Source organism: Treponema bryantii (assembly GCF_900113965.1).
In the GTDB taxonomy this organism is placed as follows: domain Bacteria; phylum Spirochaetota; class Spirochaetia; order Treponematales; family Treponemataceae; genus Treponema_D; species Treponema_D bryantii_A.
Genome location: NZ_FORI01000002.1, coordinates 68,692 through 93,928, shown reverse-complemented (window position 1 = coordinate 93,928; position 25,237 = coordinate 68,692). Strand labels below are relative to the sequence as shown.

Sequence of the window (25,237 nt, the reverse complement as noted above, 5' to 3'; positions counted from 1 at the left end):
ATGAACCGTTCATCTTCTACAGATGCAATTGTACTCTCTTTACGGCCTCTGGGCGAAAATAACTCTTCGGTTACTCTTCTTACCCCGGAGGCCGGACTTGTTTATGCCGTACTTTACGGCGGACCTAAAAGCCGTATGCGTTCTCTGGTTGCTCAGTGGAACAGCGGTAAGGTATGGCTTTACGAAAATCCTGAAAAAAATCAAATCAAAATAAGCGACTTTGAAGTTTCGAATTATCACACGAGCTTCAGTCAAAATCTTTTTAAATCTTATGCGGCATCTTTAGCTGCAGAGCTTGCCATTAAAACCCGTTGTGGTGGAAGCAGTCAGCAATGTTTCCGTCTTCTTTCTGGCTTTTTTGATGGAATGGAACTCTGTGATGAAGAACAAAGCCGCGTAGGTCTCATCCGTTTCTTATGGCGCTATCTTGAACTTCTTGGAATTCAGCCAGTTTCTCATGCGTGCAGCAGCTGTGGTAAAACTTTTTTTGATACACAGTTTGCACCTAACGCTGTTTCCTATTATAATAGTATGGAAAACAGTTTTATCTGTCCTGATTGTGCCGGACATCTTCCGGGCGAAAACATGCTCAGTGTAAAAAATAATGCAGTTCAATATCTTTCTGCACTGACGGTTCTTTCTCCTTCAGAAGCCCGTAAGCTTACAATCGACGAAGAGATTTACGGACAGATTCGACAGCTCGTTTTCTTCTTAATCGAAAACAGCATTGACCAGAAACTGAACTCGATCGAAACTGGGATGGGGATTTTGTGAGAGCCGACAATTCAATTTCTAATGATACTTCAAGATGGGTTAAAAAGCCCGTCTCTAAGCAGCAGATTGAGCCGCTTTGCAATTCATTCAATATTTCACCTCTACTTGCATCTGTATTTATCCGCAGAGGAATAACAGAGGGAAAAGACATCTTATATTATCTTGAAGATGATCTTCGCTTTCAGCATAATCCTTTTTTATTTTCGGGAATGGAAGATGCTGTTGAGCGCATTATGCAGGCAAAAGAAGAAGGCGAAAAAGTTTTAATTTTTGGTGACAGCGATGTTGACGGTGTTTCCAGCACTGCCATTTTATATGAAGAACTTGTACGCCTTGGCATTGATGTACAGTGGCGTCTTCCTCTTGAAGCAGACGGCTATGGGCTTTCCATTGCAGCTATTGATGATTTTGCGGCACAGGATGGAACTCTGATTATTACAGTAGACTGCGGCATTTCAAACAACGAGGAAATTGCACATGCCAGCGATCTTGGAATTGAAGTAATTGTTACAGACCATCATAATCCGCCGGAAGAGCTTCCTCAGGCTATCATCTTTATTAATCCAAAAATGGAAGATTCGCTCTACCCGTTCGACGGAATCTCCGGAGCGGCTGTTGCCTACAAGCTTGTAAGCGCACTTCGTTTTGCTCAGTCAGATTTTTATAATGCAGAAATCAGTATTCTTGAGCTTTCTCAAAATCAGCAGGAACAGTGTTTTTACGCAGACTGTATCAAAATCAGAAATCTTGTGAAAATCAAAGAGCTTCATGAAAAAATAATTCCGGGACAGACTTCAATTTATGATTTAAAGCTTCCTTACTTTTTACAGGGACAGCTAATTTATTCCTGGGATTCACGCACAACCTTAAATCTTTTGAGTCAGATTTTTGGAAGCGGCATTGAATTTAATCTGAATGACCTTCGCTCTGAAATTGGCGCTGTGATTCCATCTGTAAAAAATAAAAGTGCAGCGCAGATTAAAGCACTTTCTCAGATTGCAAAATACACTGGCAGTGAAGCTTCTGAAATAGAAAGCATATATAATTTATATGTTACTTACTGTAAAAAACTGATTGCTGATAAAAAGCCTCAGCAGGTTCAGGATGAACAGAAAGATCTTCAGCTGGTTGCACTTGCGGCTCTGGCAGATATCATGCCGATGAAAAACGAAAACCGCATCTTTGTAAAAAACGGAATCAGTTCAATTAAGAAAAACAGACCTCGCCAGGGACTCGCAGAACTTTTCAATAAACTGAACATCAACCTTGACGGTCTTTCTTCAACAGATCTTTCGTGGTCTGTAATTCCTGCACTTAACGCTGCGGGCAGAATGGGTCACTCAGACATTGCCCTAAAACTTTTGATTTCAAATGATGCAAGGGAGCGCGAACAGCTTGCCGTAACCATCAACAAAATGAACGAAGAGCGCAAGGATCTTGTTTCCAACGCTTACTATAAGATTCACGATACAGCCCAGCAGAGTATACAGCTGCATTCCAACAAGCTTTGCGTTTCTGTAGATGAATGTATTAACAAAGGCGTTACTGGAATTCTTGCGGCCCGCCTTATGCAGGACTTCAACGTTCCAACCATAACCCTTACTTATGAAAATGATATCTGCATTGGTTCTATGAGAAGCTGCCGCGGCTTTATTGCTACAAGCTTCCTCGACAGTCTTGGCGACATCTATATTAATCACGGCGGCCACAATTTTGCCGCAGGTTTCAGCTTCCATAAATCAAACCTTGAGTTGTTCTTAAAACGTGTTCAGGAAAGCTCAAACTCAGTTACTCTTGATGCAGAGACAGCCTGCATTGATATTGATGCTGAACTTCCGCTTGAACACCTTACTCCGGAAAACTTCAACCTTCTTGATATTTTTGATCCGTTTGGAGCTGAGAGCCCTGAACTCATTCTTATGACCCGTGGTCTTAAACTCATAGACACAATGGTACTCGGCAAAAAAGAGCCTCATCATCTTAAAATGATTTTTGAAACCGGAACTTATAAAATTCCTGCAATGTTCTGGGGGCAAGCAGAAAGACTTAAAAAAGATATTATAATCGGAAAAAAATATGATGTGCTTTATAATATGAGCCGAAATTATTATAACGGTACAAAAACAAATCAACTGATTGTAAAAGAGATTGTACCTGCACAATAAAATGTCGGTGGTTGAGTAGGCCGAAGGCCGTATCGAAACCATAATAATTGAGAGGAAAAATGAAAAAAATACTACTTATTGTAACCTGCCTGCTTCAGTTCAGCCTTATCTTTGCCGCAAGTGCTAAATACGAATCTGAAAACTACAATCTTAATTTAAGGTACAATGATGTAATTACTCCCGGAGATGCAATTTTTGTACGCATGAATATCTCCGTTCCAAAAAATCATAAAAAAGCAAAAAACGAGCCGGAGAAAAAAGCAACCCTCCAGCTTTTGCAGGACAAGAAAGTAATTGAGTCGGCTCCTTTCTATCATCTGAAAAATAAGAAAACCGGAACTACTGAAATGCTTGGCGGTATTCCAGTTTCGCTCTGGCTTAAAGACGGAAACTACAGCATTAAGGTGATTTATGCAGATTCTGATGAAGACATAAAAGAGTTCATTCTTCCATCCCGCCTTGTTATGAGAACCTTCCCCGAAGAAGTGCTTCAGCTGGATGATCGCAACACAAGTATTAAAACTGACAACAGCCCTGAGCGTGCGGCTCAGATTGATAAACTGAATAATATTCTTTTTACAACTATGCCTGCAGATGTCTTTTCGTTAAAGAAGTTCACAACTCCAACGGAGTCTCAGCGTTATACGGCTTATTGTGGAGACCGCCGTACTTACGTTTACACAAACGGAAAATCTTCTACAAGCCTTCATTACGGAAACGACTATGGAGTTCCAACAGGAACAGAAGTACATTCCTGCGCTGCCGGAAAAGTTGTAATGGCAGAAAGCCGTATTTCAACCGGCTGGAGTGTAGTTGTTGAACATCTTCCTGGTCTTTACAGCCTTTACTATCATATGAGTGAACTTTCTGTAAAAGAAGGAGACATGGTAAACCAGGGACAGCTTCTTGGAAAATCAGGAGCAACCGGTCTTGCAACAGGCCCTCACCTTCACTGGGAAATTCGTCTTAACGGAAGCGCAGTTCGCCCAGAGTTCTTTTTGAACGACTTTGCTTTTGATGAGGACTAATGGATTGCCACGTCGCTTCGCTCCTCGCAATGACGAACTATACCGTCATTGCGGTCTGATACTTTATCGTCATTGCGAGCTGATACTTTATCGTCATTGCGAGCCGAAGGCGAAGCAATCTATAGTTCTTCTACTATGTAATTACCACTTTCTGTAAAGCTGATTGAATAATAGCGGTCAGGGCGGCAGCTTGAAAGATCAATTGAAAATCTTGTGACTAATCCAAAAGTTGGAACAAGATATTTTCCTGTAGCAAATCTTGCAATCTTATATAGTTTCTTACGCTGATCAAGGCTTGAACCATATCCCAAAAGCATACATTGGCCATAATCATCATAATATTTTTCAAGAAGAGTTCCGTGTGTTCTTTCACGGCGCTCTTCAATAATTCTGTTTTTTCCATAAATGCGCGACGGGAAAATAAAGTATTTTCCATCAACACTGACTCTTGCAAATTCTACCGAAAGGTAGGAACCACTCCATGACCTTTCAATAACTGCAATTTCATTTCCATTTGAATCGATAATAGAAAAAGTGCCGCTCACAGTTCCGCTGTTTTCTGAACCGGAAGAACCGTAAATCTTAATTCTCAAAAACTCCTGCGGAACATTCTGATAAAGGCTCACTGCAGAGTTCCAGCAGGCAAGGTAACTCCAGCAGGTAAAGATAACGTAGGCAATGACTGCCAGTGTAAAAAGAGGGGAAAAAATCTTTACAAGGTAATTTGTTTTTTTCAAATAAGCTCCAGAAATTGCTTCTCATTAATTACAGGAATGCCAAGTTTGGCTGCCTTTACATTTTTAGAAGAACCGCTGGTTGTATCATTTGTAACAAGGTAAGACAAATCCTTAGTAACCGATGACTTGATTGTTCCACCGTTTTTCTTTACAAGCTGTTCTGCATCTGCACGCTTCATTGTAACAAGTTCACCTGTAAAACAGAAAGACTTACCGGCAAGAAGTCCACCGCCAGCTGTTTCAAGTTCAATTGTTCCGGATTCAACCAGCTGACGCATTTCTTCTGCATTTTCTGCAAGACCTTCAACAATAATATGTGCCATAATTTCAGCAAAGCCATATACTGCTGCAATCTGCTCTTCTGTTGCAGTAAGAAGTTTTTCGAGTGTATCAAAACCAGCTCCAATAAGTTTTTCTGCTGAAGTTTCGCCTACACCTTCAATATCAAAAGCACCAACAAAAGTTGCAAGTCTCATGCGACGGTGATTTTGAATTGAATTATATACTTTCTGTGCTCCAAGAGATTTTTTATCTGCTTCCATACTTTCTTCGTTTAAGAAATATGGAACTAAGTCTTCTACCTGAAGACTATAAATGTCTGAAATTGATTTGAGTCGCTTGTCATTAAAAAGCGAAGTAATAAGAGTTTCACCAAGGTCGCGAATATCTACTACCTGCTGATACTTCAAAAGCTGATGAAGCACGCGCTTAGCACACTCTTTATTTGGACAGAAAAGTCTGCTTCCTTCATCTACAAGTGGAGTTCCACAAACTTCGCAAACCTTTGGAAATTCTATTTCAGTTGTAACAAGATCTTTTTCTTCTACAACACTTTCAATCTTTGGAATAATTTCGCCGCGTTTTACAACAACTACGTGGCTTCCAATACGAACGCCAAGTTTACGAAGTGTATCCGGGTTTGCAAGACTTGCACGCTGTACCTTTGTTCCGTTTAATTCAACTTCATCAAAAATTGCAACCGGTGTATAAGTACCACCGCTTATGCTCCATTCAACTTCACGCAAAGTAGAAACTGCTTCTTCCAGGCTGAACTTAAACGCAATCTGATGATCCGGGCGATCGCGGCTTGCATCTGCAAGATTAATAACACGCTCTTTAATCACAAGACCATCAATATCATAATCAAGGCTCTTACGTTCTTCCATTATTTTTGCGCGGTAGGCAATAACTCTGTCCGGGCTTTTACAAATTACAAGACGAACTACATTAAAACCGCAGTCCATAAGCCAGCGGATTTTTTCTTCTTCATTTGAAAAATAAGAAACTCCGTTTGTAGAAAGAGCATCATAAACAATGAGATTAAGATATTCACTGCCCTTTCCGTCTTTTCTTTTCATAAGACCGTTGGCAGCGTTACGGCAGTTTGCTTTATCAGGGAAATGAGTTTTATGAACTTCGTGGGTCATAATTACTTCGCCACGAATACCGCCGGTAAAAGGAACAAGCTGCCCGTCTTTATAAATAGCGGCATTTACACCGCCCATCTTTTTTGCATTGGCAGTAATGTCATCTCCAATTGAACCGTCTCCACGTGTTACAGCACGCTTAAGGTAACCGTTTTCATACTGCAATTCGAGGGAAGCACCGTCGAGTTTGTATTCTACAAGATAAGCGTCGTATTTGTGCTTTTCGGCCCAGGCTAAAAACTGCTCTGGATTCGCAGCCTTTTCCTGGCTTCCCATTGGCATTACATGCTGAACTTTTGCAAAGTTTCCGGAATCTGCACCAACCTTGTGTAAAATCGAATTTGCAGGGTCAAGCGTTTTGAGTTCATCCCAAAGTGCATCAAACTCAGCATCACTGATTTCACCTTCTCCATCGTAGTAAGATTTCTGATAACGGGTTATGAGGCTTTCGAGTTCAGAGATTCTTTGAGATTCAAATAAGTCCATATGATACCTTTCTATAATGTGGTTTCGACAGGCTCAACCACCGGTCTCACACCTTCGTAAAATAAATTTCTGTTATCTGACGGTCTGCCTTGAGGCCCTTACGTTCAAACTTTGTCTGAGTACGCCATGGCTGAGGTTCTGCAAATCCTTCGTATTTGTTTTTGAGATGCTCAGTCTGGTTTAATTCTTCAAGAGCAAATTCTGCGTATTCAATAATATCAGTTACAAAATACAAATACCCGCCAGGAGCAAGCTTCTGAGCAAAAAGATTTGTGTGTGGACGCTGAACCATACGGCGTTTATGATGACGCTTTTTTGGCCATGGATCCGGGAAGAAAATATGAAAGCCATTTACAGAATTATCGCCAATCATATATTCAAGAACTTCCAGAGCATCATATTCAATAATGAAAAGATTTTTTAAGTTGCGTTTCTGAATCTCGGAAAGAACTTTTCCAACACCAGGAGTGTGAACTTCAATTCCAAGATAGTTGATGTCAGGATTTGCTTCAGCAAGGGCAACAGTTGCATCACCCATTCCAAAACCGATTTCAATTACAATCGGATTAGTGTTTCCAAACACATCTACAAAATTAAGCTTCTTGTGCTCAAAAGGAATACACCATGAAGGAGCAAGCTCGTTATAAGCTCTTTCCTGTGCGGCAGTCATACGTCCCGCACGAAGTACATAAGTTTTTACCTCTCTGCGAATGCCCGAGGGAGGAACCGCTTCCGCCTGATCTGCGGATTCAATTGTTTGAACAGTATTATTATTTTCCATCATAATCCTTATAAATATTTATTCGTTTTAGTTAGTTTCACTAATATTCTGTGGTTCAGGAACAACTGGTTTTTCTGGAGTAATACAGATTACATTACCGTTGCGAGAATACCAGATTACCTGATATGTAGAAGCTTCTCTGTAATGATTCCAGATGTCGCGTGTTGTAATAAACTCTTCTGTTCTGTCACCAAAGTAAATCAGAATATGTTCTTTATCATAAACTGCAATTTTTTCAATTGCATGCTGTTTTGACATAAACTCAGGAAGTGCTGGCAAAAGTATATCATAAAACTCTAAATCATATCTAACATCTAAAGTCAAAGTATATTCTTTTTCATCAGCATTAAAATAAGTTACTTCGTAAGTGCCAACCGGAAGTTTTTCATTTTCCGGAGCAACAAGATTTGTACAGCCGGCCCACTGCTCATCATCTGCCTGCAGGCGCGAAAGCACTTCTGTATCCCAGCACCAGCCGGTTTCAAGTGAAGTAATTTTTATTCTTTCGTAACGGCGAACATCTGAACCAGAAGACGCAAAAACTGTGAGTCTTGCAGAAGGAGGTGTTTCATCATTTGTATAATCAAAAACAACTGAATAGTCTGCAGTATAAAGTTCCGGGGTATTCTGTGAGCAGGACATTAAAAGCCCGGCACACGCTGCAAGAACAAGAGATATCAGAATGTAGATTTTGGAGTGATGCTGCATAAAAGTATCAGAAGTTAAAGTTCAGGTTGATGACTGTAAGATCTGACGCAGAGAACTGATTTACAAGAGATTCAAATTTAACATTAACCTTCTTGCAGGCATCATCAAGATAAGAAAGATAGTAGAGTCCAAGGTCTGTTCCTTCCTGACCTTCCGGCAGCTCGCGGTAGAAGTCAATGAGGGATTTTTTATTTGTATTTGAATTCTTGGCAGACTCAATGTTGTCTTTCATTTCCTGGAATTCGTCATCTTTGTTATAAAGTGTAATTGAAAGGCGGCCCTGTTTACCAATAGATGTTGAACCACCACCAAGCTTCCATGAAAGGAATACAAGCTCGTGTTTACGCTGAAGTTCCTGAACGATCTTTGCACGTACTTCAGGGTCAAAAATCAGGGCATCAATATCATCAATTCCATGATACATGGTCTTTGCTTCTTTACGAATGTTTGTATTTTCGTTGTTGAGAGCAAGCTCCATTACCATTACCGAAATATATTCTGCAACCTTTGATTTATCCATGTAAGAGCTCAAAAGATTACGGATTGCTACATACATTTCGGAAGCACCATCGTTTTTAGCAAACAAGGTGATGATATACCAGTTCATAAGACCAAGACGGTTCATAAACTTTTCTGACATAAGAAGGTAGATATTCTTTTCTTCTGAAGAATAATCCTTGTTTGTCATAATAGATTTCCAGATTGGATCCAGAATTGTACGTCTTGTATTTTGAATTGTAGCTTCTTTATTCTGTAAGATTGAGCGAAGCTGGCGCTCAGACATATTTGTTCTTTCATCAATAAGATGAGAAGGATTAGCACGGTTATGTTTGCGTACACATTCACACTGAATAAGAGCAGCGTAAACATCGCGGTCAAACTGTTTGTAAAGCAGTGAATATACAATAACTTTAGAAAGATCCATTACTTCCTGACGGGAAGAAACGAATTCTGACATAGAAATTTCGATTTTAGAGATATAATCAAGAAGAATCATGCTCTGGATAGACTGTGGAGAAAATTTTTCCAGGGAGATTCCATATTCTTCTACGTTATCTGCAAGACGGAAACGCAATAGTTTCTTGTTATGACTTATGAAATTAGAAGCACCATCTTCGGTTAATACAACTTTTAGCGGCAGTTCCAATATGAATTTCTTATCTGATCCCATACACCCTGCTAAATGCAAATCTTTTTTTATTTATTCTATTATACACGATAGGACTTGCATTGTAAACAATAAAAATTTAAACTGAAAGAGATGAAACTACGCCGAACTTTATTCTACATCCTGATTTTTCTTTTCTGCTCGCTGGCAAGTGCTCAAAATAAACGGCCTTCAGGTATAGAACTGTGCAGTGAAGTTCATTCTTTCCTCAAAAAAAACGGATTCTCACCCTCTTCTCAAAGCCTGGTTGTATCTGGTGAAAATACATTTCCTTATAATATTATCGTCACATTTACCCCAGAACAGAACACTTCACCAGAAAATTTGTTACTAGTTTTTTTTCAGGAAGATATTCCGAATAATCAGAAAATTGTAAGCGAAGCCTTAAAACAGATAAGAGAAGCAAAGTATCCTTTTACAATTACAGCCCTTTTTGCCTATGGTGAAAAGCAGAAAATTGAAAAAGCAGATATGATTTACGGTACAGACGTGTTTATCTCAAGTCTGAATACAAATCTTGCCTATTCTGCCGTAATTTTTGATCTGGAAAGCAGTAAAAACGAGATTGAAACTACTGCAAAGGGACTTTCTTCTCCTCCTCTTCTGATAAAAAACTCAATGAATCTTTATACCAGTAATGGAATTGGAAACGAACTTCCTACCTTCATTCTAAGTCAGCTTTCTTCTTACAAATTTATTTCCAGCCGTATTCTGGAAGGCTTTTTTGATTTTGATATTCCGGCAATTAAGCTTACGATGGGAAATATTAATGCAGAACAGAAGGAATCAACCTGCGTTAATATTATTACAGATTTTATTGAGCTTTTCTCTAAAACTTCAGATTTCAGCTGGGAACATCACTTTTTGATTATCAGAATGTTTGGAACTTACCATATTGTTTCTGAACGAATGATTTTGCGCATAGTCACTCCGACAATCTTTTTGTGGATTATATTCATCTTCCTGCTTATTTTTGTAAACCGTCGTCTCCAAAGACACACCTGGTCTACAATTGGAAAAATCTGGTGGTCTGTTCCACTCACCTATTTACTTTTAGTCGCCTGTTTTGCAACTTCTTCGTTCTTTTACAACAACATCTTCCAGAATTTCAGTTATGCAGGAAAAATCTATGGGCAGTTGATTTTCCAGATTTCGTATTCGCTTTTTGTAGTTCTTGCGTTTTATATTCTTATTCTCACGCTGAATTATCATTTTGATGAAAGGGCTGTTGATTACCTGCTTGTTATAAGCTGCTTTGTAAATCAGTCGCTTTTTATTCTTGCAGATATTTCCTTGAGTCCGATTTTTATTGTTATCTGTCTTCTTTCGCTTGTTGCTCTTACGGTGAAAAATAATTATCTTCACGTAGCAATCTTTCTTTTGATGCTTCTGCCTCTGATCCCTTATGGAAACAGGATGATAAGTGCTGCAGAACTCCGTGAACTTTCAGACTTCCTTGCCAAAAGTAAAAATGTAAATATCATAATTCCGCTTGTTTTGTACCCGGTTTACATTGTTCTATTCAGAATCATAACCTCAGTTAGAACAAATAGAAAGAAAATCAGATATGTAATTATTTCCTCTGTTTCTGCCTTTATTCTGATTTCCGGAGTACTCACAACTTTCGGCTTAATCCGCTGTTCACGTCTTAATAAAAATCAGATAAAGAGTCCTGAAATTCAATTCAGCGCTCTTGGCAATGAACTTATAAGTCTTTCTGCATCAGACAAAGATATTTTTGATGATACAATCCGTACTGTAAATGTTTCAATTAACGAAGACTGTTTATTGTGTGATTTTCTGATTACCACAGAAGACATTAATCCGGTTCTGTATTCAGATAATGATTACATAAATCCTTCTAGCAATACTGCTCGTTTCCGCATTCCGGATAATCCGCCACGGGAAATGACTTTCAGATATGGCGCAGCAAAAACACCTTGCCGCATAACCGTTTCTGCTATAATAAACGGCCAGACAGAAGATGACTTTCTTTTTATAACCAAGTCTCTTGAAATTGGAGAGAACTGATGGATAAGATTACTCACTGGTATCTTCATGTTGATCTGGACGCTTTTTTTGCTTCTGTGGAGCAGCTGGATAATCCTGATTTACGCGGAAAGCCTGTAATTGTAGGCGGCAAACCTGAAGACCGGCGCAGTGTTGTTTCTACAGCCTCGTATGAAGCCCGTGCTTTTGGCGTTCATTCTGCAATGCCAACTTTTCAGGCATATAAGCTTTGTCCGCAGGGAATCTTTGTTCACGGCCGTATGCACCGCTATGCAGAGCTTTCACATCAGATAATGAATATTTTCCGTGACTATTCTCCAGATGTAGACCAGATGTCTATTGATGAAGCCTTTATTGATTTAACGGGAACGGAAAAACTTTTCGGCCCGCCTGAAGAAACTGCAAGGGCAATTAAAGCCCGTGTAAAAAAAGAGACAGGACTTACAGTTTCTGTTGGGCTTGCAACTACAAAGTATCTTGCAAAAATCTGTTCAGGACTTTCTAAGCCGGATGGCTTTTATCAGATTAAGGCAGGCACAGAAGAAACCTTTATGCTGAACCTTCCGCTCAATAAGGTATGGGGGCTTGGTCCAAAATCTCTTGAACTAATCAAAAAAAAAGGCTTTAACTCTACCCGCGATATTTATGAAAAAGATTACGACACGCTGGAATTTCTTTTTGGTAAAAACATGGCAACGTTTCTTTATAATGTTGTTCGTGGAATTGAAAAAGAATCTTTCAGCCGTGAATCAAAAACTCATTCTATCAGCGCAGAAACAACCTTCCCTTTTGACCTTACCGACATCTACACAATAGAAACTGAACTTCTAGAGCTTGCGCACGGAGTATTTTTCCGACTTCTTAAAGAAGAAAGTTTTTCCCGTACTGCCTTTGTAAAAATCCGTTATGAAGATTTTTCAACCAGCACCGTACAGGAAACTGTTGAACGCAACATCATAACACTTGATTCTTATTTTGAAATCATAAAAAGACTTTTTGAAAAGCGCTATGAAAACGGCCGTGGTATAAGACTTCTTGGCCTTGGCTTTGAAAATGTAGTAAAAGAAGAAAAGCCTTATCAGCAGGAACTTTTTTCAACTAATAATGATGAAAAAAAACAGGCAGTTGAAAAAGCAATCTTAAATCTTTCAAAAAAACATCCGGAAATAAAAGTGAGCAAGGCAAGAACGCTTAAGGCTGTTTTGTTTGCCGCATTAATTGGTTGGGCTCCCGCTCAGCTCAAAGCTCAGGAAAACACTCTTCCACCTTCCGAAGATGAAGAACCGCCTGTATATCTTTTTGATTATGATATCAACGACAAAAATCATGTTGATTTTTCTGCAAGCGGTTTATGGAAAATGGAGTTTACAAGCGGAGTTGATATAACCTTTGGAAATTATACAGAAACTGCAGCCTCTCCGACTCTCCCAGTATTCAAACAGGAAACTGATATTTCTGCCCTGCTTACCCTCAACAGACACTGGTATTTTGAAGCAGCCTTTGCAGATGAGTTTACAAGAAATACCTTTGCGTTCGGTTACAAGGGAGAAGGCCTTGTAAGACACTTCCGCATGGCAAACAGAGGAATTACCATGGCAGAAGGTTACTCGGCAGAGCATTTTGGTTATGCACTGCGAGGTGGAAGCAACCAGGCACCAGGCCTTTCTCTTCAGCTTGTTTCTCCATCAGAAAAAATCCAGGCAGATTTTCTTGTTCGCTATGATATGACAGAAACTAAAAGTGAAATCTATTACGGTATGAATAAAGTTTCTGACATTAAGATTCGAGCAGAAGATTTTGCCTATGGCCGTGAGTTTCATTTTCCACAGGAAGCAAGCCAAAGATTTTCAGAAATAAATGCAGTTTACGTAGAAGACAGTGCCGGCTCATACACCGACGCCCGTTCCAGAAAATACCGCAAACTGCGCAGCGACGAATACGCCGTAGTAAAATCCACCGCCACAGCCAGTGCAGAGCCGCGGCTTTTTATAGCCCGCGAGGCCGGCGGCGGTAAAACTTCCAGCGGCGACATCCCCTCAATCCTCGTCACCTTCAATTTTCCGCAGGGTGCCGCCCAGGTTATCACTGCCGCGGGAGCCTGGAACAACGACACCACCTTCCTCGGAAAAATCCAGAAGGAACTCGGGGTCGACGGCAAATACAACATAAACGAATATAGTTACGAGCTTCTCACAACTCTCGAAGGAGAGCCTGCCCTAATCATTCAGAACTACGAAGGCTTTTCTCCATTTTTGTGTCCTTCGGTTTACGATGTCGGCAGCAAAAAAGAAGCTGACTATCTTGTAATTGCAGACGAATCCGAAATGCCTGTTTCTAAATACAAAGCCTTTGAAGCAGATGAAACCTACACCCAGCTTTACGAAAACTTTTTTGCAACAAACCAGAACTATGTAAGAATTTCAAATACAGAATACACACAAAGCGTTTATCCTTTTGCTCAGGACTGTCCGGAAATCTATCTTGGACATCCTCAAAAAACAGACCTGGCAATACGCGCCAGAACTTATTCTCCTGTAACTGAACTCATTGTTTCAAAAAAAGCTGCAGCCGGTACCGTTCAGGTTTATAAAAACGGAATCCTTCTCACAGGTACCACCTTTAATGAAAACACCGGCGTTATTGAATTAAACACTTCTGTTTCCGACACAGACCAGCTTCTCATTACCTGGCAGGAAGAAACTTCTGATATAACACAGGGAGCCGTTGCCGCAGCCGCCGGTCTTAATATTACTTTCCTCCCGGAACTTTATGGAGACGTTTCGGTTACCGCACGTATTCCTGTAAATCAAAATAATGACTTTATACAAAACGGCTCTCAGAAAAACCGATTTGCTGCCCTTTCCACAGGACTCACTTTTGAAAAAGCTGGTTTTAAAATTATAGACAAGGCAGCAGTTTCTCTTTTAAATGACAACACTGCAGAAGGTCTTTTAATTTATTGCTGGCAGGATTTATGGGATGATTACCAGAAAGAAAAAGAAAGCTCTCCTGATTCAAAAATCCAGCCGCCAGAGAAAAAAGCTTCTGTAAGTTTTTACGAACAGGATTTTTCTCCATACAACAAAATCTCAGTTGAAGTAGAATTTATAAATGAAAATCAGTCAACCTTTACGAGCCCTCTAATTCTCAGTTTTGATCAGGACACAGGAACTGCGAACAAAGGCGAACAAGCAATAAATCTTGAAATCAAAAATCTTTCTTTTATTACGCAAAAAGAAAGTACTCATACAATTACAATTTTGACTGATGGAAGTCAGGTTCTTTTTGATGATTCTGCACTTTCTGAAAATGAGTATGCATTAACTATTAACAGCGAGATAATTCCGTCGCGGCTCACACTGAAACTTTCAGAGAACTCGAACCTCACCCAGCAGGCTATTATTAAAAAGCTCACTTTCAACGAAGCACAAAATTACGGCACAGTAAGAAATTACACAGCCGCAGAATATAAAAAAGACGGCCCGCTTGTACAGATAAATGATTTTGCATTAATTAAAGATTTATTTATTTCCGCAGAATCTGATCAGGGAAGCGGAAACCTTGCAAAACCCGAACCGTTTGTAAGCGCAAAGTCACAGGGAAAAATTACCCTTAGTGCAGTTCAATTTGCAGGTGATGCAGCAATCCAGAATACACTAAATTCCTTTGATTTATCAGAAGCAGGTCACAGTGTAAAAACTGATGATTCAGTTCTTTTATTTAAGATTATCAGCGCACAAGATTCGTACAGATATAAACCATCCTACTCAGAACTCAGAAAAGAAAATGCCTTTGGCCTTAATCTTGGCCCTGTAAAAGTTCCGTTTAAGGCTGGCTTTAAAACTTCAGCATCAAAGGTATTGTACAGTGCAAAACAAAACGCAGAAATTAACGCAGGCTATACACAAAAGATTTTTGATGGCGAAGCTGGATTAAACGCAAAACTTACAGTTTCACAAAAGTATATTCCAGCAGATTCTTTTGATTACAACTACGCTGAAGGCTGGCTTAATATTTCCGACCTTGAATTTTCTACAGGTAAAGAAGAAGCACAAAACAGAAATCAGTTATGGTCATACAGTCTCAATGGTACAATTCCTTTTAATACAAAGAATAACATCATCACCTTAAAACCAAAACTCACTTATGAACTTTCTGATGATTATAAAATCAACAATTCAGAAAATGAAAATTCGCCTGTCATTACCGATAAAGAATTCCTTCAGTTATTACTGCCATTTACTTCAGACAAAAAAGCCATAAGTTTTGAAATCTCACGAACCGGCGGTGGCACTACAAATACAGCCACAGGCGGAGACTACAAAACCGACGCAGACAAACTATATACACTCCAGAATGACAGAGACTGGTTTTACACAAGCATTCCTTTCTACGAGCTTTTTGACCAGAATCTGAAAAATACAATCACACCGGCTTCAGGCTATGCAGCAAAATACGAAGGTATCTTCAAACGAAGTCTTTATAATTCCATAAAAGATTTATATGTTCCATCTTCTTTAAGCCTGGCCCTCACCCGTGAAATAAAGGCTCAGCCTCCACTTTCTGATTTATATCAGATTAAACTTGTGGTTACAAATAATTCTGTAAACAATTTTGGAAGCAACAGCAGCAGAAAATATTTTACCTGGTTTAAGCAGGAAGAACTTTCTACAAGCCTTACAACAATTATGAAAATCCCGGCAGAAGAGCCAGATAACTTTAAGCTGAATATTCAAACCTATGCACAGCTTCTGCTTTTCATAACCGATAAATCTGTAATTACAGAGCAGCTGGATTTTGCAATTGATAACAGCGCAAACTGGAATGCAAGAAATACCATTGCCTGGTCCAGGCCTTCTCCAACAAGTCTTATTACGTCTCTTGTATACATAGTAGTTCCAGCTGCTAAATCTACAGATTTTGCAATTTCAAGAAAAGATAGTCTTACAGTTGAAGTTGGAAAAATTGAAGCCGAGCTTCAGCAGAAATATTCGTATAACCATACACTGGGAATCGACTTTCTGGAATACTACAATGTAAACGCCGGCCTTGGCGGAACCCTCATCCTTAATCAGAAAAAAGCAAACAAAATTAATCTGAACTTTTCAATTGGTGCGAAGGCAGAGTTTTAGGAAAGCGAAACTTTTAGAAGTTGAATCTACTTAAGCGGTGCGAAATATCCGGTTTCATCACGGCCGCTTCGGTTCAAAAGATAAACCTCAGCTTCGAGTGGAAGATAGTTTGTACCAAAGTTTGTAGACATTGCAGAAGTATAAGACAACTGATAGATTCCCTGTGGGAGTTCAATTATATCTTTAACAACATCACCTAAGCCCTGTGGGCGGAATACATAATAAGTATCTCCGGTAGTGCTGTCTGCAACGTAAGCAAGTTCTTCTCCCATTGCCCCCTGATCCAGCTGAATTACAGAGAACGAAATTGAGTTATTATTCATGTAAGAAGAAAGCTCTGCAAGGTTATACTTTTCAAAAGTAAGAGCATTATCGGTTCCCGCTGTAATCAAAACAATTCCACGCTTCTTTGCTGCATTGATAAGATCATTTGAAGCAAGGCGAAGTGCAAGATCACAGGCAGCAGAAGAAGTCTGTTTGGTCTTCAAAGCTGCAAGGCTGAAATCTCCAAGTGCATCCGGCCGGCCAACATACTCCACCGCAGGGATCGCTCCGGCCGCAACTATACGCAGCGTGCCGTTCCCGTTCATCGAGGCGGCAACCTCTTTGACACTGCTTTCAATTTCCTGACCATAAAGGCTGGTGTTAACCGAGCGGTCGATAATAATGGTAATGTCAGCATCCGTATTATTTGAAGCCGCGCCAAGCATCTTGAGAGACGATACAGGCCTCATATTTTCTGTAAGGTAAAAGTTCTGTTCCTGAAGGCCAACCACAGGCTGGCGGTGACGGTTTTCAACACGAAGTTCAACAGTAACGTTCGGAAACTTTGAAGCATCAATCTGTTCAATCTGAACAAAAAGACCACCAACCAGTTCCTGTACCTTAGACATTACATAAACTTCGTTGGCAGTAAAATCAGTTACAATCACATTTCCGTTTACATCCGGACTCGCAGAAGTTACCCGCGACGGAGCATTACCGGTTCTTACATATTCAAAAAGAGCACCAGAATCTGAATCAACAGAAACTACACGGTTTGAGTCACAAACAATAAGACTGCCGTTCCAGTATTTTATAGCTTCCGGCTTTTTGAAAGTTCCAGGCTCTACCAGCTCACGGATAAAGTTTCCGGATCTATCAAACTCATAAATATTTCCAGTCTGGTCATCTGCTACATAAACACTTTCGTCTACAACAGCAATTCCAGTTGGTCCTTTTAAGCCCGCAAAATCTCCAGAGCTTCCGCCAAAGAAGAAAACAGGCTCGCCGTCCTTATCATAAACATCAATACGGCGGTTACCGTAATCAGTTACATAAATGCGTTCAAGATAATCCTGAGCAAGATAAAGAGGTCCAACCAGCTCTCCAAGCTTGCGGCCTTTAGTTCCAATATATTTTGTAAAACCACCCTTACTGTTCAAAAGTGCAAGGCGGTCTCCGGCATGTTCACTTACAAGAAGATTTCCATCATGAAGGCGGATAATATCGCTAGGACGATCAAACCCATTGAGCGGACCTTCAATTCGGTTTACAACTTTTCCATTCTGATTTAAGAGAATAAGTTCGTTTGTGTTATAAGCGGCAACCCACATAGTTCCGTCGTAGTTCGGCTGAACTGAAACCGGGCCGCTGAAAATCAGATTTCCCTGGAAGGTTCCCGGAAAGGCACCTGCTTCTGAAAAACGCATAATCTTGTCGGTTGAGTCACCTGTTACGCGGCGCTCACGTACAATCTCAATTTTATTTTCAAGCAGAAGTCCGCCATATCCGTTTTCACTTGCATTATTCCAGTAACTGAGGGCAGAACCTTCAAGACCTGCCTTATAGTAAGCTTTTCCAAGCCAGTCAAGAATAAGATTATCATCAGGCAGATATGCAAGAGCTTTTTCAAACTGAACGATTGCTTCGTTAAAAGCTCCCTTATAGTATGCCTGTACACCGCGCCGGAATTCCTCCGAAGCAAAGCCCTCATTTCCAGTTCTGATTCTGTCTTCTGGAACACGAAGGCCCGCATCATCTGTTGTAACCTGAGCAGAGAGTGCTATAACTGAGAATACAGCTGTAAAAAGTAACGCGGTAATCTTTTTCATCAATTAGTGTCCCGACTTAAGTCTTACTGATTTTATATGCTCTGTAATTTCTACATTCATTGTATCAATCTGTTCTGCCTGCTGAAGGTACTGCAGAGCATCCTTATATAATCCAAGCTTATAATATACCCAGCCAAGCGAATCAAGGCAGGCTGCAGATTTAGGTGCAGATTTTACTGCCTGCTTACAAAGAGAAAGGGCTCTGGTTAAATCTTTTTCCTGGCAGGCAAGTACATATCCAAGACCATTCAAAGAAGAAACATTATCAGGGTCTTCTTTAAGAGACTGTTCATAATAACTGAGGCAGCGTTCTGTATCATTCTGCTCCCAGGCAACATAAGCAATTGCCGCATATACAGAAGCAGTCATATAACCTGTTTCCAGAAGCTTATTCAATTCAAAATCTGCAAGTCTTTTTCTTCCAGACAAAGCATAAATTACTGCAAGCAGGAAACGGCACTGCAATGTGCGTTCAAGGTTTCCACCAGAAGTTACTACCTGTTCAAGAAATAAAAGGGCATCATCATAACGTTCAAGCTTTGTATAACAAAGCCCCAGATAGTATGAAACTTCAATCTTGTCTGCGTCTGAATCTGTAGGAAGTCCTAAAAAGAAAGCAAGAGCCTTATCGTATTTTTTTTGAGTATAAAGGAGTTTACCTTCATTTAAAATCGTATTGTTCTGCAATTTCCCCACCCTTTTGTTTATTATATCATTTTACAACTTAAATTGCATACAGTCCACTATTTCTAGTCTCTTACCATTGATGCGCCGTCTGCAGGCTCAACTTCGTATACGTCCGGATGGAAGCCGAAAATCTTTTCGAACTCTGTAATTTTAGCCTTAAAGTTTTCTACATCGCCTTCGCGCATAATTGCATAAAGGCAGCGTCCAAAGCCCTTTCCTGTAATACGTCCGCAGGTTACAGGGTTTCGTACAAAGTCAAGATTTGGTTCAAGCTCATTTACGCGCTTCAAAATCCAGTCAATTTCAGGACAGGAAATATTAAACATATCTCTCATTGTCTCATGACTGTGGTTTACTGAACGGGCAAACTTAAAGAAGTCTCCCTTTTCAATACCTTCGCGGGCATTAAGTAAATCATTATGTTCATAAAGAACTGAAAGAAGCTTACGTCTGATATCTTCACTTACAACAGAAAGCTGTTCATTAATATCAGTTACATCATCAATATAATGCCAGCCGCCGTATACATTTGCCTTACGCTCCCTCATATCACCCATAATAAGAGCATATTGAGGTTCATGGAGTGTATCTTCATTCCATACAGAAACACGAGGTACCTTTGTATCAACAAGAAGAACCTTTTTATCTTCAAAATTAAAAGGAACATAATCCCATGTGTTTTTGAAGTGATCTGTAATTATGATATTGTTTTTCTTGGAAAAAAGTGCAGCAAAGTTATCTGCGATGTAGTTGTTATTCTGAAGGAAGCGGCGGTTACCGCGTTCAATGACCTGAAGGAGCTCCATATCAGAGCAATTAAGATTAAAAAGATTTTTGATTGCGACTGCCGTAGCAGCCTTAGCAGCCGTAGTTATTCCAAAGCCAGCAGAAGGAATTATTTCACTGTAGATAGTGATATTCATACCCCCCAGCGTAAAGCCTCCTGAAGTAAAGCCGTAGACAATTGCCTTAGCTGCGTTTGCCCAGCGATCTTCCTTTTTAAGCTTCAGCGACGTTATACTTGCTTTTTTTCGCTCATTAAGCTGATGGAAATAGAATTTTATTGAAGTGTCGTCTCTTTTTGAAATTGCAACATAGACTGGCAGATTAACCGCCATAGACATTGTTTTATCTTTAAAGAACCAGGAATGCTCACCTATCAGATGGAATCTTCCCGGTGCCTTGGCAACTGCCTCTGGTTTTTCTCCATATTCCAATTCGTGTGCATCATTTACTGCTTTCATTTATTGGACCCTCCCTTTTATTAATTCCCCTATTTTACCTTGAAATTTTTCAATGTATATTGTTAAAATAATAATATAATGGAATTGATTTTACAAGTTATTTTTTCTTCTGTTTTCTCAGGATTAATGTTATCAGCAGCCATTCCAAATGAATTATACCTTTTCGGATGCCCTGTATACACTCTCCTGGCTTTTATTCCATTATATCTGATTTTCAATAAGATTAAGGATTTCAAAACTGCCTTCCTTGCCTTTTTCCTTCAGACACTTACAACACATCTGATTTCAAGCTTCTGGCTTGCCTATTTTAAGGATTATGCAGTCTTTACACTGGGAGCTTCAGCCTTCGGAACGGCCTGTATTGGCGGTGCCTTCGGGCTTTTCTTCTTTATTCCTTACTATACTTCAGACTGTCAGAACAAATTAAACGAATATTCCATTGTTTTCAGCTTAAGACGCTCTACAATTTTCAGAATTCTGTATTTTACCTCAACTTATACGCTTTACGAATGGGTAAAATCGGCAGGATTTCTGGGATATCCGTGGGGAACTGTTTCTTCTGCAATGTACAAATGGCCTGTAATTATGCAGACTGCGTCTATAACTGGCGTTTACGGCGTTACCTTTATGGTAATTCTGTTTAACGCTATTGCGGCACAGTGCATTCTTTTATATTACGGTAACCAGCAGCTTGAAAAATCAAAATATAAAGATACTGTTCAGATAGCAAAATGCTTTGGCGTACTTCTCCTGCTGCTTTTGATTCACGGAATTTACCAGTATGACAAGCCTCGTAAACCGGTAAAAGAGCTTACTGCCATTACAGTTCAGCAGAACAGTGACCCCTGGAAAGCAGAATCAGATAAAAATTCAATACTCACTTCGCAAAAGTTAACACAGGAAAAGATAAATGAGCTTGCTATGACTGGCCGTAAGGCAGACCTTGTTGTGTGGAGCGAAGGCTGTCTTAGCCATGCGTTCCCTACTTCGGAAGGCTATTACAGCTGGTATCCTACGGAAAAGCCTCTTTCTCAATTCGTAAAGGAGATAAATGTTCCGTGTATTTTCGGCGGCTCGGTAATCAGACGCACGAAGATTGCGGGGGCTGAAACGGAAGGCGAACAGACTGTGGAGTCCGAGCGCGAACGCAAGGAGTATTTTAATTCAGCGCTGCTTTATGACGCGGACGGAAAATACCGCGGCTACTACGCAAAAAATCATCTTGTACCATTTGCAGAAGCACTTCCTTTTATTGAAGTTCCTGTAATTCACGCCTTTATGGAAAAGGTGGTAGGTATTTCTGCAGGCTGGACTCCTGGCGACCAGTATGTATTCTTTAATGTTCCTTGCCGCGTTACACAAAACTACAAGCTTCCTGCTGTAAAAAACATAGACCTTAATAAAACTCTATCCGAGCAGAAAAAAGAAGAAAACATGCCGGCTACAGTACAGATTTCTACCCCTATCTGCTTTGATGATGCGTTTACCGATATAATGCGGCCTCTGTTCTTAAATGGAACCGAACTTTTCATAAACATTACAGATGATTCGTGGTCTCTCAAAAAGTCGAGTGAGATACAGCACTTTGTAATTGCTTCTTACAGTGCAATAGAATACCGTACAACTCTGGTTCGTTCTGCCAACGCAGGCTATTCAGTTGTAGTAGATCCATCAGGAAAAGTAATTGCAGACCTTCCTCTTTTTGAAGAAGACGCCCTTGCCACAGATATTCCGGTTTTCCAGAGACAGATGACAACCTATGCCCGCTTTGGAAACTGGCTTGCATACCTTTGTTTAATCATCTTCTTCCTCTGTACAATCTGGTCTTACTTTGATTTCAGCCCTTATGATTACATTCCAAGCGAACGAAAATCAAAAAAAGACAAGAAAAAAAAGAAAAAGAATTCTAAAAATAAAAAATAGTCAATACCATCGGCCTGAATTTCGGTGACAAGCATAAAATATTTTTTTGTCAAGAAAAAAAGTTTAAAATAAATTCGCAAAATTTCTTAAAATTCACTTGAGTATCCATATTTAGTGTACTATGATGTTATTATCAAAACAAAGACGCTAGAAATAAAAAGTGAGAGGAACCAATGCGCTGCCCCTACTGTGGTAACATTGAGGACAAGGTCCTTGAGTCAAGAACAATGGCAAATGGTGAAAGTATACGCAGAAGACGTGAATGTCTTTCCTGCGGCTACCGTTTTACCAGCTATGAACGTATTGACGAAAAACCCTTTATGGTAATCAAACGCGACGGACGACGCCAGCCTTATGACAGAGATAAACTGAATAAAGGCATTGAGCGTGCTCTGGAAAAACGTCCTGTTGCAACCTCTATGGTAGAACAGCTTTCCAATGACATTGAAGATCTCGCAATAAGCAAGGGTCGTGAAAACCGTGAAATTTCTACGTCCGAGCTTGGTGAACTTGTGCTCGAAAAACTTTATGACATTGATAAAGTTGCCTATATTCGATTTGCATCTGTTTACCGGCATTTTGAAAATCTTGATGAATTCATAACTGAAGTAAAGAACATAGAAAAGAGGGGAAAATCAAAATGAGTGATCAATCAATCTTTCCAGAATGGAGAAGCTTCCTTGGATCAAGCAACGACTCAGAAACAAAAGGTTTCTTAAAATCTGTAGTAAAACGCTCAGGCGAAATTGCAGACTATGACAGAAACAAAATCGAAAGCGCAATTGGTAAAGCAATTGAAGCTGTAGAAAAGCGCAAGGATCCGGACAGAGCAGCATCTCTTACTGACATGGTTGAAGAAAAGCTTAGAATTCAGCTTGCAGGCAACAGAGCACACTCAATTCCTGCTATCGAAGAGATTCAGGATATTGTAGAAAGCGTTCTGATTGAAAACAAAGAAGTAGAAGTAGCAAAGGCTTACATTCTCTATCGTGCACGCCACGAAGCTATGCGCGATGCTAAGAGTCTTATGATTGATATCAACAAGACTATGGATGGATACCTTGCTCAGAGTGACTGGCGTGTTAATGAAAACGCTAACGTTAACTTCTCGCTTGGTGGACTTATTCTCCACAACTCAGGAACAATTACTGCTAACTACTGGCTCAACAATATTTATTCAAAGGAAATCGCAGAGGCTCATAAAACAGCAGCATTCCACATCCACGACCTTTCAATGTTCTCAGGTTATTGTGCGGGATGGTCTTTGCGCCAGCTGATTGCAGAAGGTCTTGGTGGAGTACCAGATAAAATTACTTCAACACCAGCAACACACCTCTCTACCCTTGTTAATCAGATTGTAAACTTCCTTGGCATCATGCAGAACGAATGGGCCGGAGCACAGGCATTCTCATCCTTCGATACATACCTTGCTCCATTCATCCGTGCAGATCATCTTACAGAAAAACAGGTTCGCCAGTGCATCCAGAGCTATATTTACGGTGTAAACACACCTAGCCGCTGGGGTTCACAGGCTCCGTTCACAAACATCACTTTAGACTGGGTATGTCCAGATGACCTTAAGAACAAGAAAGCAATCGTAGGCGGTAAGGAACAGGATTATACTTACGGCGACTGCCAGAAAGAAATGGATATGATTAACAAAGTATTCATTGAGCTTATGATTGAAGGTGATGCTAACGGACGCGGATTCGCTTACCCAATCCCAACTTACAACATCACACGTGATTTTGACTGGAATTCAGAAAATGCAAAACTTTTGTTTACAATGACTGCACAGTACGGCACACCGAACTTCCAGAACTTTGTAAACTCAGATTTGAACCCTAGCGATGTACGCTCAATGTGTTGTCGTCTCCAGCTTGATAAGCGCGAACTTCGCCGCCGTGGTGGTGGTTTGTTCGGTGCAGACGAGTTCACAGGATCTATTGGTGTAGTAACAATCAATATGCCACAGATCGGTTACCTCGCTAAGAATGAAGAAGAATTCTATAAGAGACTGGATTACCTTATGGAGCTTGCAAAGGAAAGTCTTTGCACAAAGCGTAAGGTTATTCAGAAGCTTTATGATGGCGGCTTGTTCCCTTATACTCGCCGTTACCTCAAGACCCTTGTAAACCACTTCAATACAATCGGTCTGTGTGGTATGAACGAATGCTGTATGAACTTCCTTGGAGTTCCTATTACAGATCCTAAGGGTAAAGCATTTGCTGAAAAAGTATTGCAGCACATGAGAGAGAGAATGCAGGACTTCCAGGAAGAAACAGGAGATCTGTTCAACCTTGAAGCAACACCGGCAGAATCTACTTCTTATCGTCTTGCAAGACACGACAAGGAGCAGTTCCCTGATATTATCACAAGCGGAACAAATGAACCGTTCTATACAAACTCTTCACAGCTCCCTGTTGACTACACAGCTGATGTATTCGAAGCTCTCGATCATCAGGAAGCACTTCAGACCAAGTATACTGGAGGAACAATGTTCCACGTATTCATGGGTGAAGCTCTTAAAGACTGGAAGAGCTGTGCAGACCTTGTTCGCACAATCGCAAGCAAGTATCGCATTCCGTTCTTCACAATCTCACCTACCTACTCTATCTGTAAGGTTCACGGCTATCTCATAGGACAGCAGTTCGAATGTCCTAAGTGTAAGGCTGAGAAAGAAAAGGCCCTTAAAGAAAAGCTTAAGGCTCTTGAAGCAGAAAAAGAGAAGGTTCTTGCAGAAAAGAACTAAAAAAGTAAGTCTGACATTAAAGATTTTAAGGCTCCATGCCGAGAATTCTAGTGTCGGATGTATTGACAAAACGTACATTCCACACTACATTTAGTGTGGGTGTGAAAAATTTAAATAATTTT

The 25,237-nt window shown here is 40.2% G+C and carries 16 protein-coding genes; 8 read left to right on the top strand and 8 right to left on the bottom strand.

The window, feature by feature from the left end; translation table 11 throughout:
* From recO to BM161_RS03140, 3 genes are read left to right on the top strand one after another with little or no spacing between them, the layout of a single operon-like run.
* Nucleotides 1-774, top strand: coding sequence for a DNA repair protein RecO (gene recO, locus BM161_RS03150; RefSeq protein WP_074930436.1), 774 nt, complete (start codon nt 1-3; stop codon nt 772-774).
* Nucleotides 771-2,939, top strand: coding sequence for a single-stranded-DNA-specific exonuclease RecJ (gene recJ, locus BM161_RS03145; protein WP_244882642.1), 2,169 nt, complete (start codon nt 771-773; stop codon nt 2,937-2,939). Before recO ends, recJ begins: the two co-directional genes overlap by 4 nt.
* A 59-nt stretch (nt 2,940-2,998) precedes the next feature.
* Entirely contained in the window at nt 2,999-3,967 is a 969-nt protein-coding gene (locus BM161_RS03140; RefSeq protein WP_074930434.1) for a M23 family metallopeptidase, read from the top strand.
* Between the two features lie 119 nt (nt 3,968-4,086).
* Here BM161_RS03140 and BM161_RS03135 read toward each other — a convergent pair whose 3' ends face one another.
* The 5 genes from BM161_RS03135 to BM161_RS03115 are packed head-to-tail and all read right to left on the bottom strand — an operon-like array spanning nt 4,087 to nt 9,277.
* Nucleotides 4,087-4,704, bottom strand: a complete 618-nt coding sequence (locus tag BM161_RS03135; RefSeq protein ID WP_074930432.1) for a hypothetical protein — start codon at nt 4,702-4,704, stop codon at nt 4,087-4,089.
* Entirely contained in the window at nt 4,701-6,617 is a 1,917-nt protein-coding gene (ligA, locus tag BM161_RS03130; protein WP_074930430.1) for an NAD-dependent DNA ligase LigA, read from the bottom strand. The genes BM161_RS03135 and ligA overlap by 4 nt, the downstream gene beginning before the upstream one ends.
* 46 nt (nt 6,618-6,663) lie before the next feature.
* Nucleotides 6,664-7,398, bottom strand: a complete 735-nt coding sequence (gene trmB / locus BM161_RS03125) for a tRNA (guanosine(46)-N7)-methyltransferase TrmB (protein WP_074930428.1) — start codon at nt 7,396-7,398, stop codon at nt 6,664-6,666.
* 27 nt (nt 7,399-7,425) lie between these two features.
* The gene (locus BM161_RS03120) at nt 7,426-8,106 is read right to left on the bottom strand and encodes a hypothetical protein (protein ID WP_074930427.1); all 681 of its coding nucleotides are present in this window, start codon (nt 8,104-8,106) and stop codon (nt 7,426-7,428) included.
* A gap of 7 nt (nt 8,107-8,113) precedes the next feature.
* Nucleotides 8,114-9,277 (bottom strand): DUF8084 family protein, encoded by a 1,164-nt coding sequence (locus BM161_RS03115; RefSeq protein WP_074930424.1) that lies wholly within the window; start codon nt 9,275-9,277, stop codon nt 8,114-8,116.
* A gap of 90 nt (nt 9,278-9,367) precedes the next feature.
* On the opposite strand from BM161_RS03115, the gene BM161_RS03110 reads away from it, so the two are divergent.
* Nucleotides 9,368-11,305 carry a hypothetical protein gene (locus BM161_RS03110; RefSeq protein ID WP_074930421.1) on the top strand — a complete coding sequence of 646 codons (1,938 nt, stop codon included), beginning with the start codon at nt 9,368-9,370 and terminating at the stop codon, nt 11,303-11,305.
* The gene (gene dinB, locus BM161_RS03105) at nt 11,305-16,416 is read left to right on the top strand and encodes a DNA polymerase IV (protein ID WP_074930419.1); all 5,112 of its coding nucleotides are present in this window, start codon (nt 11,305-11,307) and stop codon (nt 16,414-16,416) included. The genes BM161_RS03110 and dinB overlap by 1 nt, the downstream gene beginning before the upstream one ends.
* A gap of 26 nt (nt 16,417-16,442) precedes the next feature.
* Here dinB and BM161_RS03100 read toward each other — a convergent pair whose 3' ends face one another.
* The 3 genes from BM161_RS03100 to BM161_RS03090 all read right to left on the bottom strand — a co-directional run bounded on the left by BM161_RS03100 (nt 16,443) and on the right by BM161_RS03090 (nt 20,440).
* The gene (locus tag BM161_RS03100; RefSeq protein ID WP_074930416.1) at nt 16,443-18,509 is read right to left on the bottom strand and encodes a hypothetical protein; all 2,067 of its coding nucleotides are present in this window, start codon (nt 18,507-18,509) and stop codon (nt 16,443-16,445) included.
* Between the two features lie 3 nt (nt 18,510-18,512).
* The gene (locus tag BM161_RS03095) at nt 18,513-19,196 is read right to left on the bottom strand and encodes a tetratricopeptide repeat protein (RefSeq protein WP_074930414.1); all 684 of its coding nucleotides are present in this window, start codon (nt 19,194-19,196) and stop codon (nt 18,513-18,515) included.
* 62 nt (nt 19,197-19,258) lie between these two features.
* Nucleotides 19,259-20,440, bottom strand: a complete 1,182-nt coding sequence (locus tag BM161_RS03090) for a galactokinase (RefSeq protein WP_074930412.1) — start codon at nt 20,438-20,440, stop codon at nt 19,259-19,261.
* Between the two features lie 78 nt (nt 20,441-20,518).
* On the opposite strand from BM161_RS03090, the gene lnt reads away from it, so the two are divergent.
* The 3 genes from lnt (at nt 20,519) to BM161_RS03075 (ending at nt 25,115) form a co-directional block, all read left to right on the top strand.
* Nucleotides 20,519-22,363 (top strand): apolipoprotein N-acyltransferase, encoded by a 1,845-nt coding sequence (gene lnt, locus BM161_RS03085; protein ID WP_083425654.1) that lies wholly within the window; start codon nt 20,519-20,521, stop codon nt 22,361-22,363.
* Nucleotides 22,364-22,536: 173 nt separating this feature from the next.
* Nucleotides 22,537-23,007 carry a transcriptional regulator NrdR gene (gene nrdR, locus BM161_RS03080; RefSeq protein ID WP_074930408.1) on the top strand — a complete coding sequence of 157 codons (471 nt, stop codon included), beginning with the start codon at nt 22,537-22,539 and terminating at the stop codon, nt 23,005-23,007.
* Nucleotides 23,004-25,115, top strand: a complete 2,112-nt coding sequence (locus BM161_RS03075) for a ribonucleoside triphosphate reductase (protein ID WP_074930406.1) — start codon at nt 23,004-23,006, stop codon at nt 25,113-25,115. The genes nrdR and BM161_RS03075 overlap by 4 nt, the downstream gene beginning before the upstream one ends.
* Nucleotides 25,116-25,237 lie beyond the last annotated feature (122 nt).

Bases quoted from the DNA above. Each gene is read 5' to 3' on its own strand.
- ligA (WP_074930430.1), bottom strand. From the start codon at position 6,617: ATGGACTTATTTGAATCTCAAAGAATCTCTGAACTCGAAAGCCTCATA.
- dinB (WP_074930419.1), top strand. From the start codon at position 11,305: ATGGATAAGATTACTCACTGGTATCTTCATGTTGATCTGGACGCTTTT.
- BM161_RS03140 (WP_074930434.1), top strand. From the start codon at position 2,999: ATGAAAAAAATACTACTTATTGTAACCTGCCTGCTTCAGTTCAGCCTT.
- BM161_RS03090 (WP_074930412.1), bottom strand. From the start codon at position 20,440: ATGAAAGCAGTAAATGATGCACACGAATTGGAATATGGAGAAAAACCA.
- nrdR (WP_074930408.1), top strand. From the start codon at position 22,537: ATGCGCTGCCCCTACTGTGGTAACATTGAGGACAAGGTCCTTGAGTCA.
- recO (WP_074930436.1), top strand. From the start codon at position 1: ATGAACCGTTCATCTTCTACAGATGCAATTGTACTCTCTTTACGGCCT.
- BM161_RS03110 (WP_074930421.1), top strand. From the start codon at position 9,368: ATGAAACTACGCCGAACTTTATTCTACATCCTGATTTTTCTTTTCTGC.
- lnt (WP_083425654.1), top strand. From the start codon at position 20,519: ATGGAATTGATTTTACAAGTTATTTTTTCTTCTGTTTTCTCAGGATTA.
- BM161_RS03115 (WP_074930424.1), bottom strand. From the start codon at position 9,277: ATGGGATCAGATAAGAAATTCATATTGGAACTGCCGCTAAAAGTTGTA.
- BM161_RS03120 (WP_074930427.1), bottom strand. From the start codon at position 8,106: ATGCAGCATCACTCCAAAATCTACATTCTGATATCTCTTGTTCTTGCA.
- BM161_RS03100 (WP_074930416.1), bottom strand. From the start codon at position 18,509: ATGAAAAAGATTACCGCGTTACTTTTTACAGCTGTATTCTCAGTTATA.
- trmB (WP_074930428.1), bottom strand. From the start codon at position 7,398: ATGGAAAATAATAATACTGTTCAAACAATTGAATCCGCAGATCAGGCG.
- BM161_RS03075 (WP_074930406.1), top strand. From the start codon at position 23,004: ATGAGTGATCAATCAATCTTTCCAGAATGGAGAAGCTTCCTTGGATCA.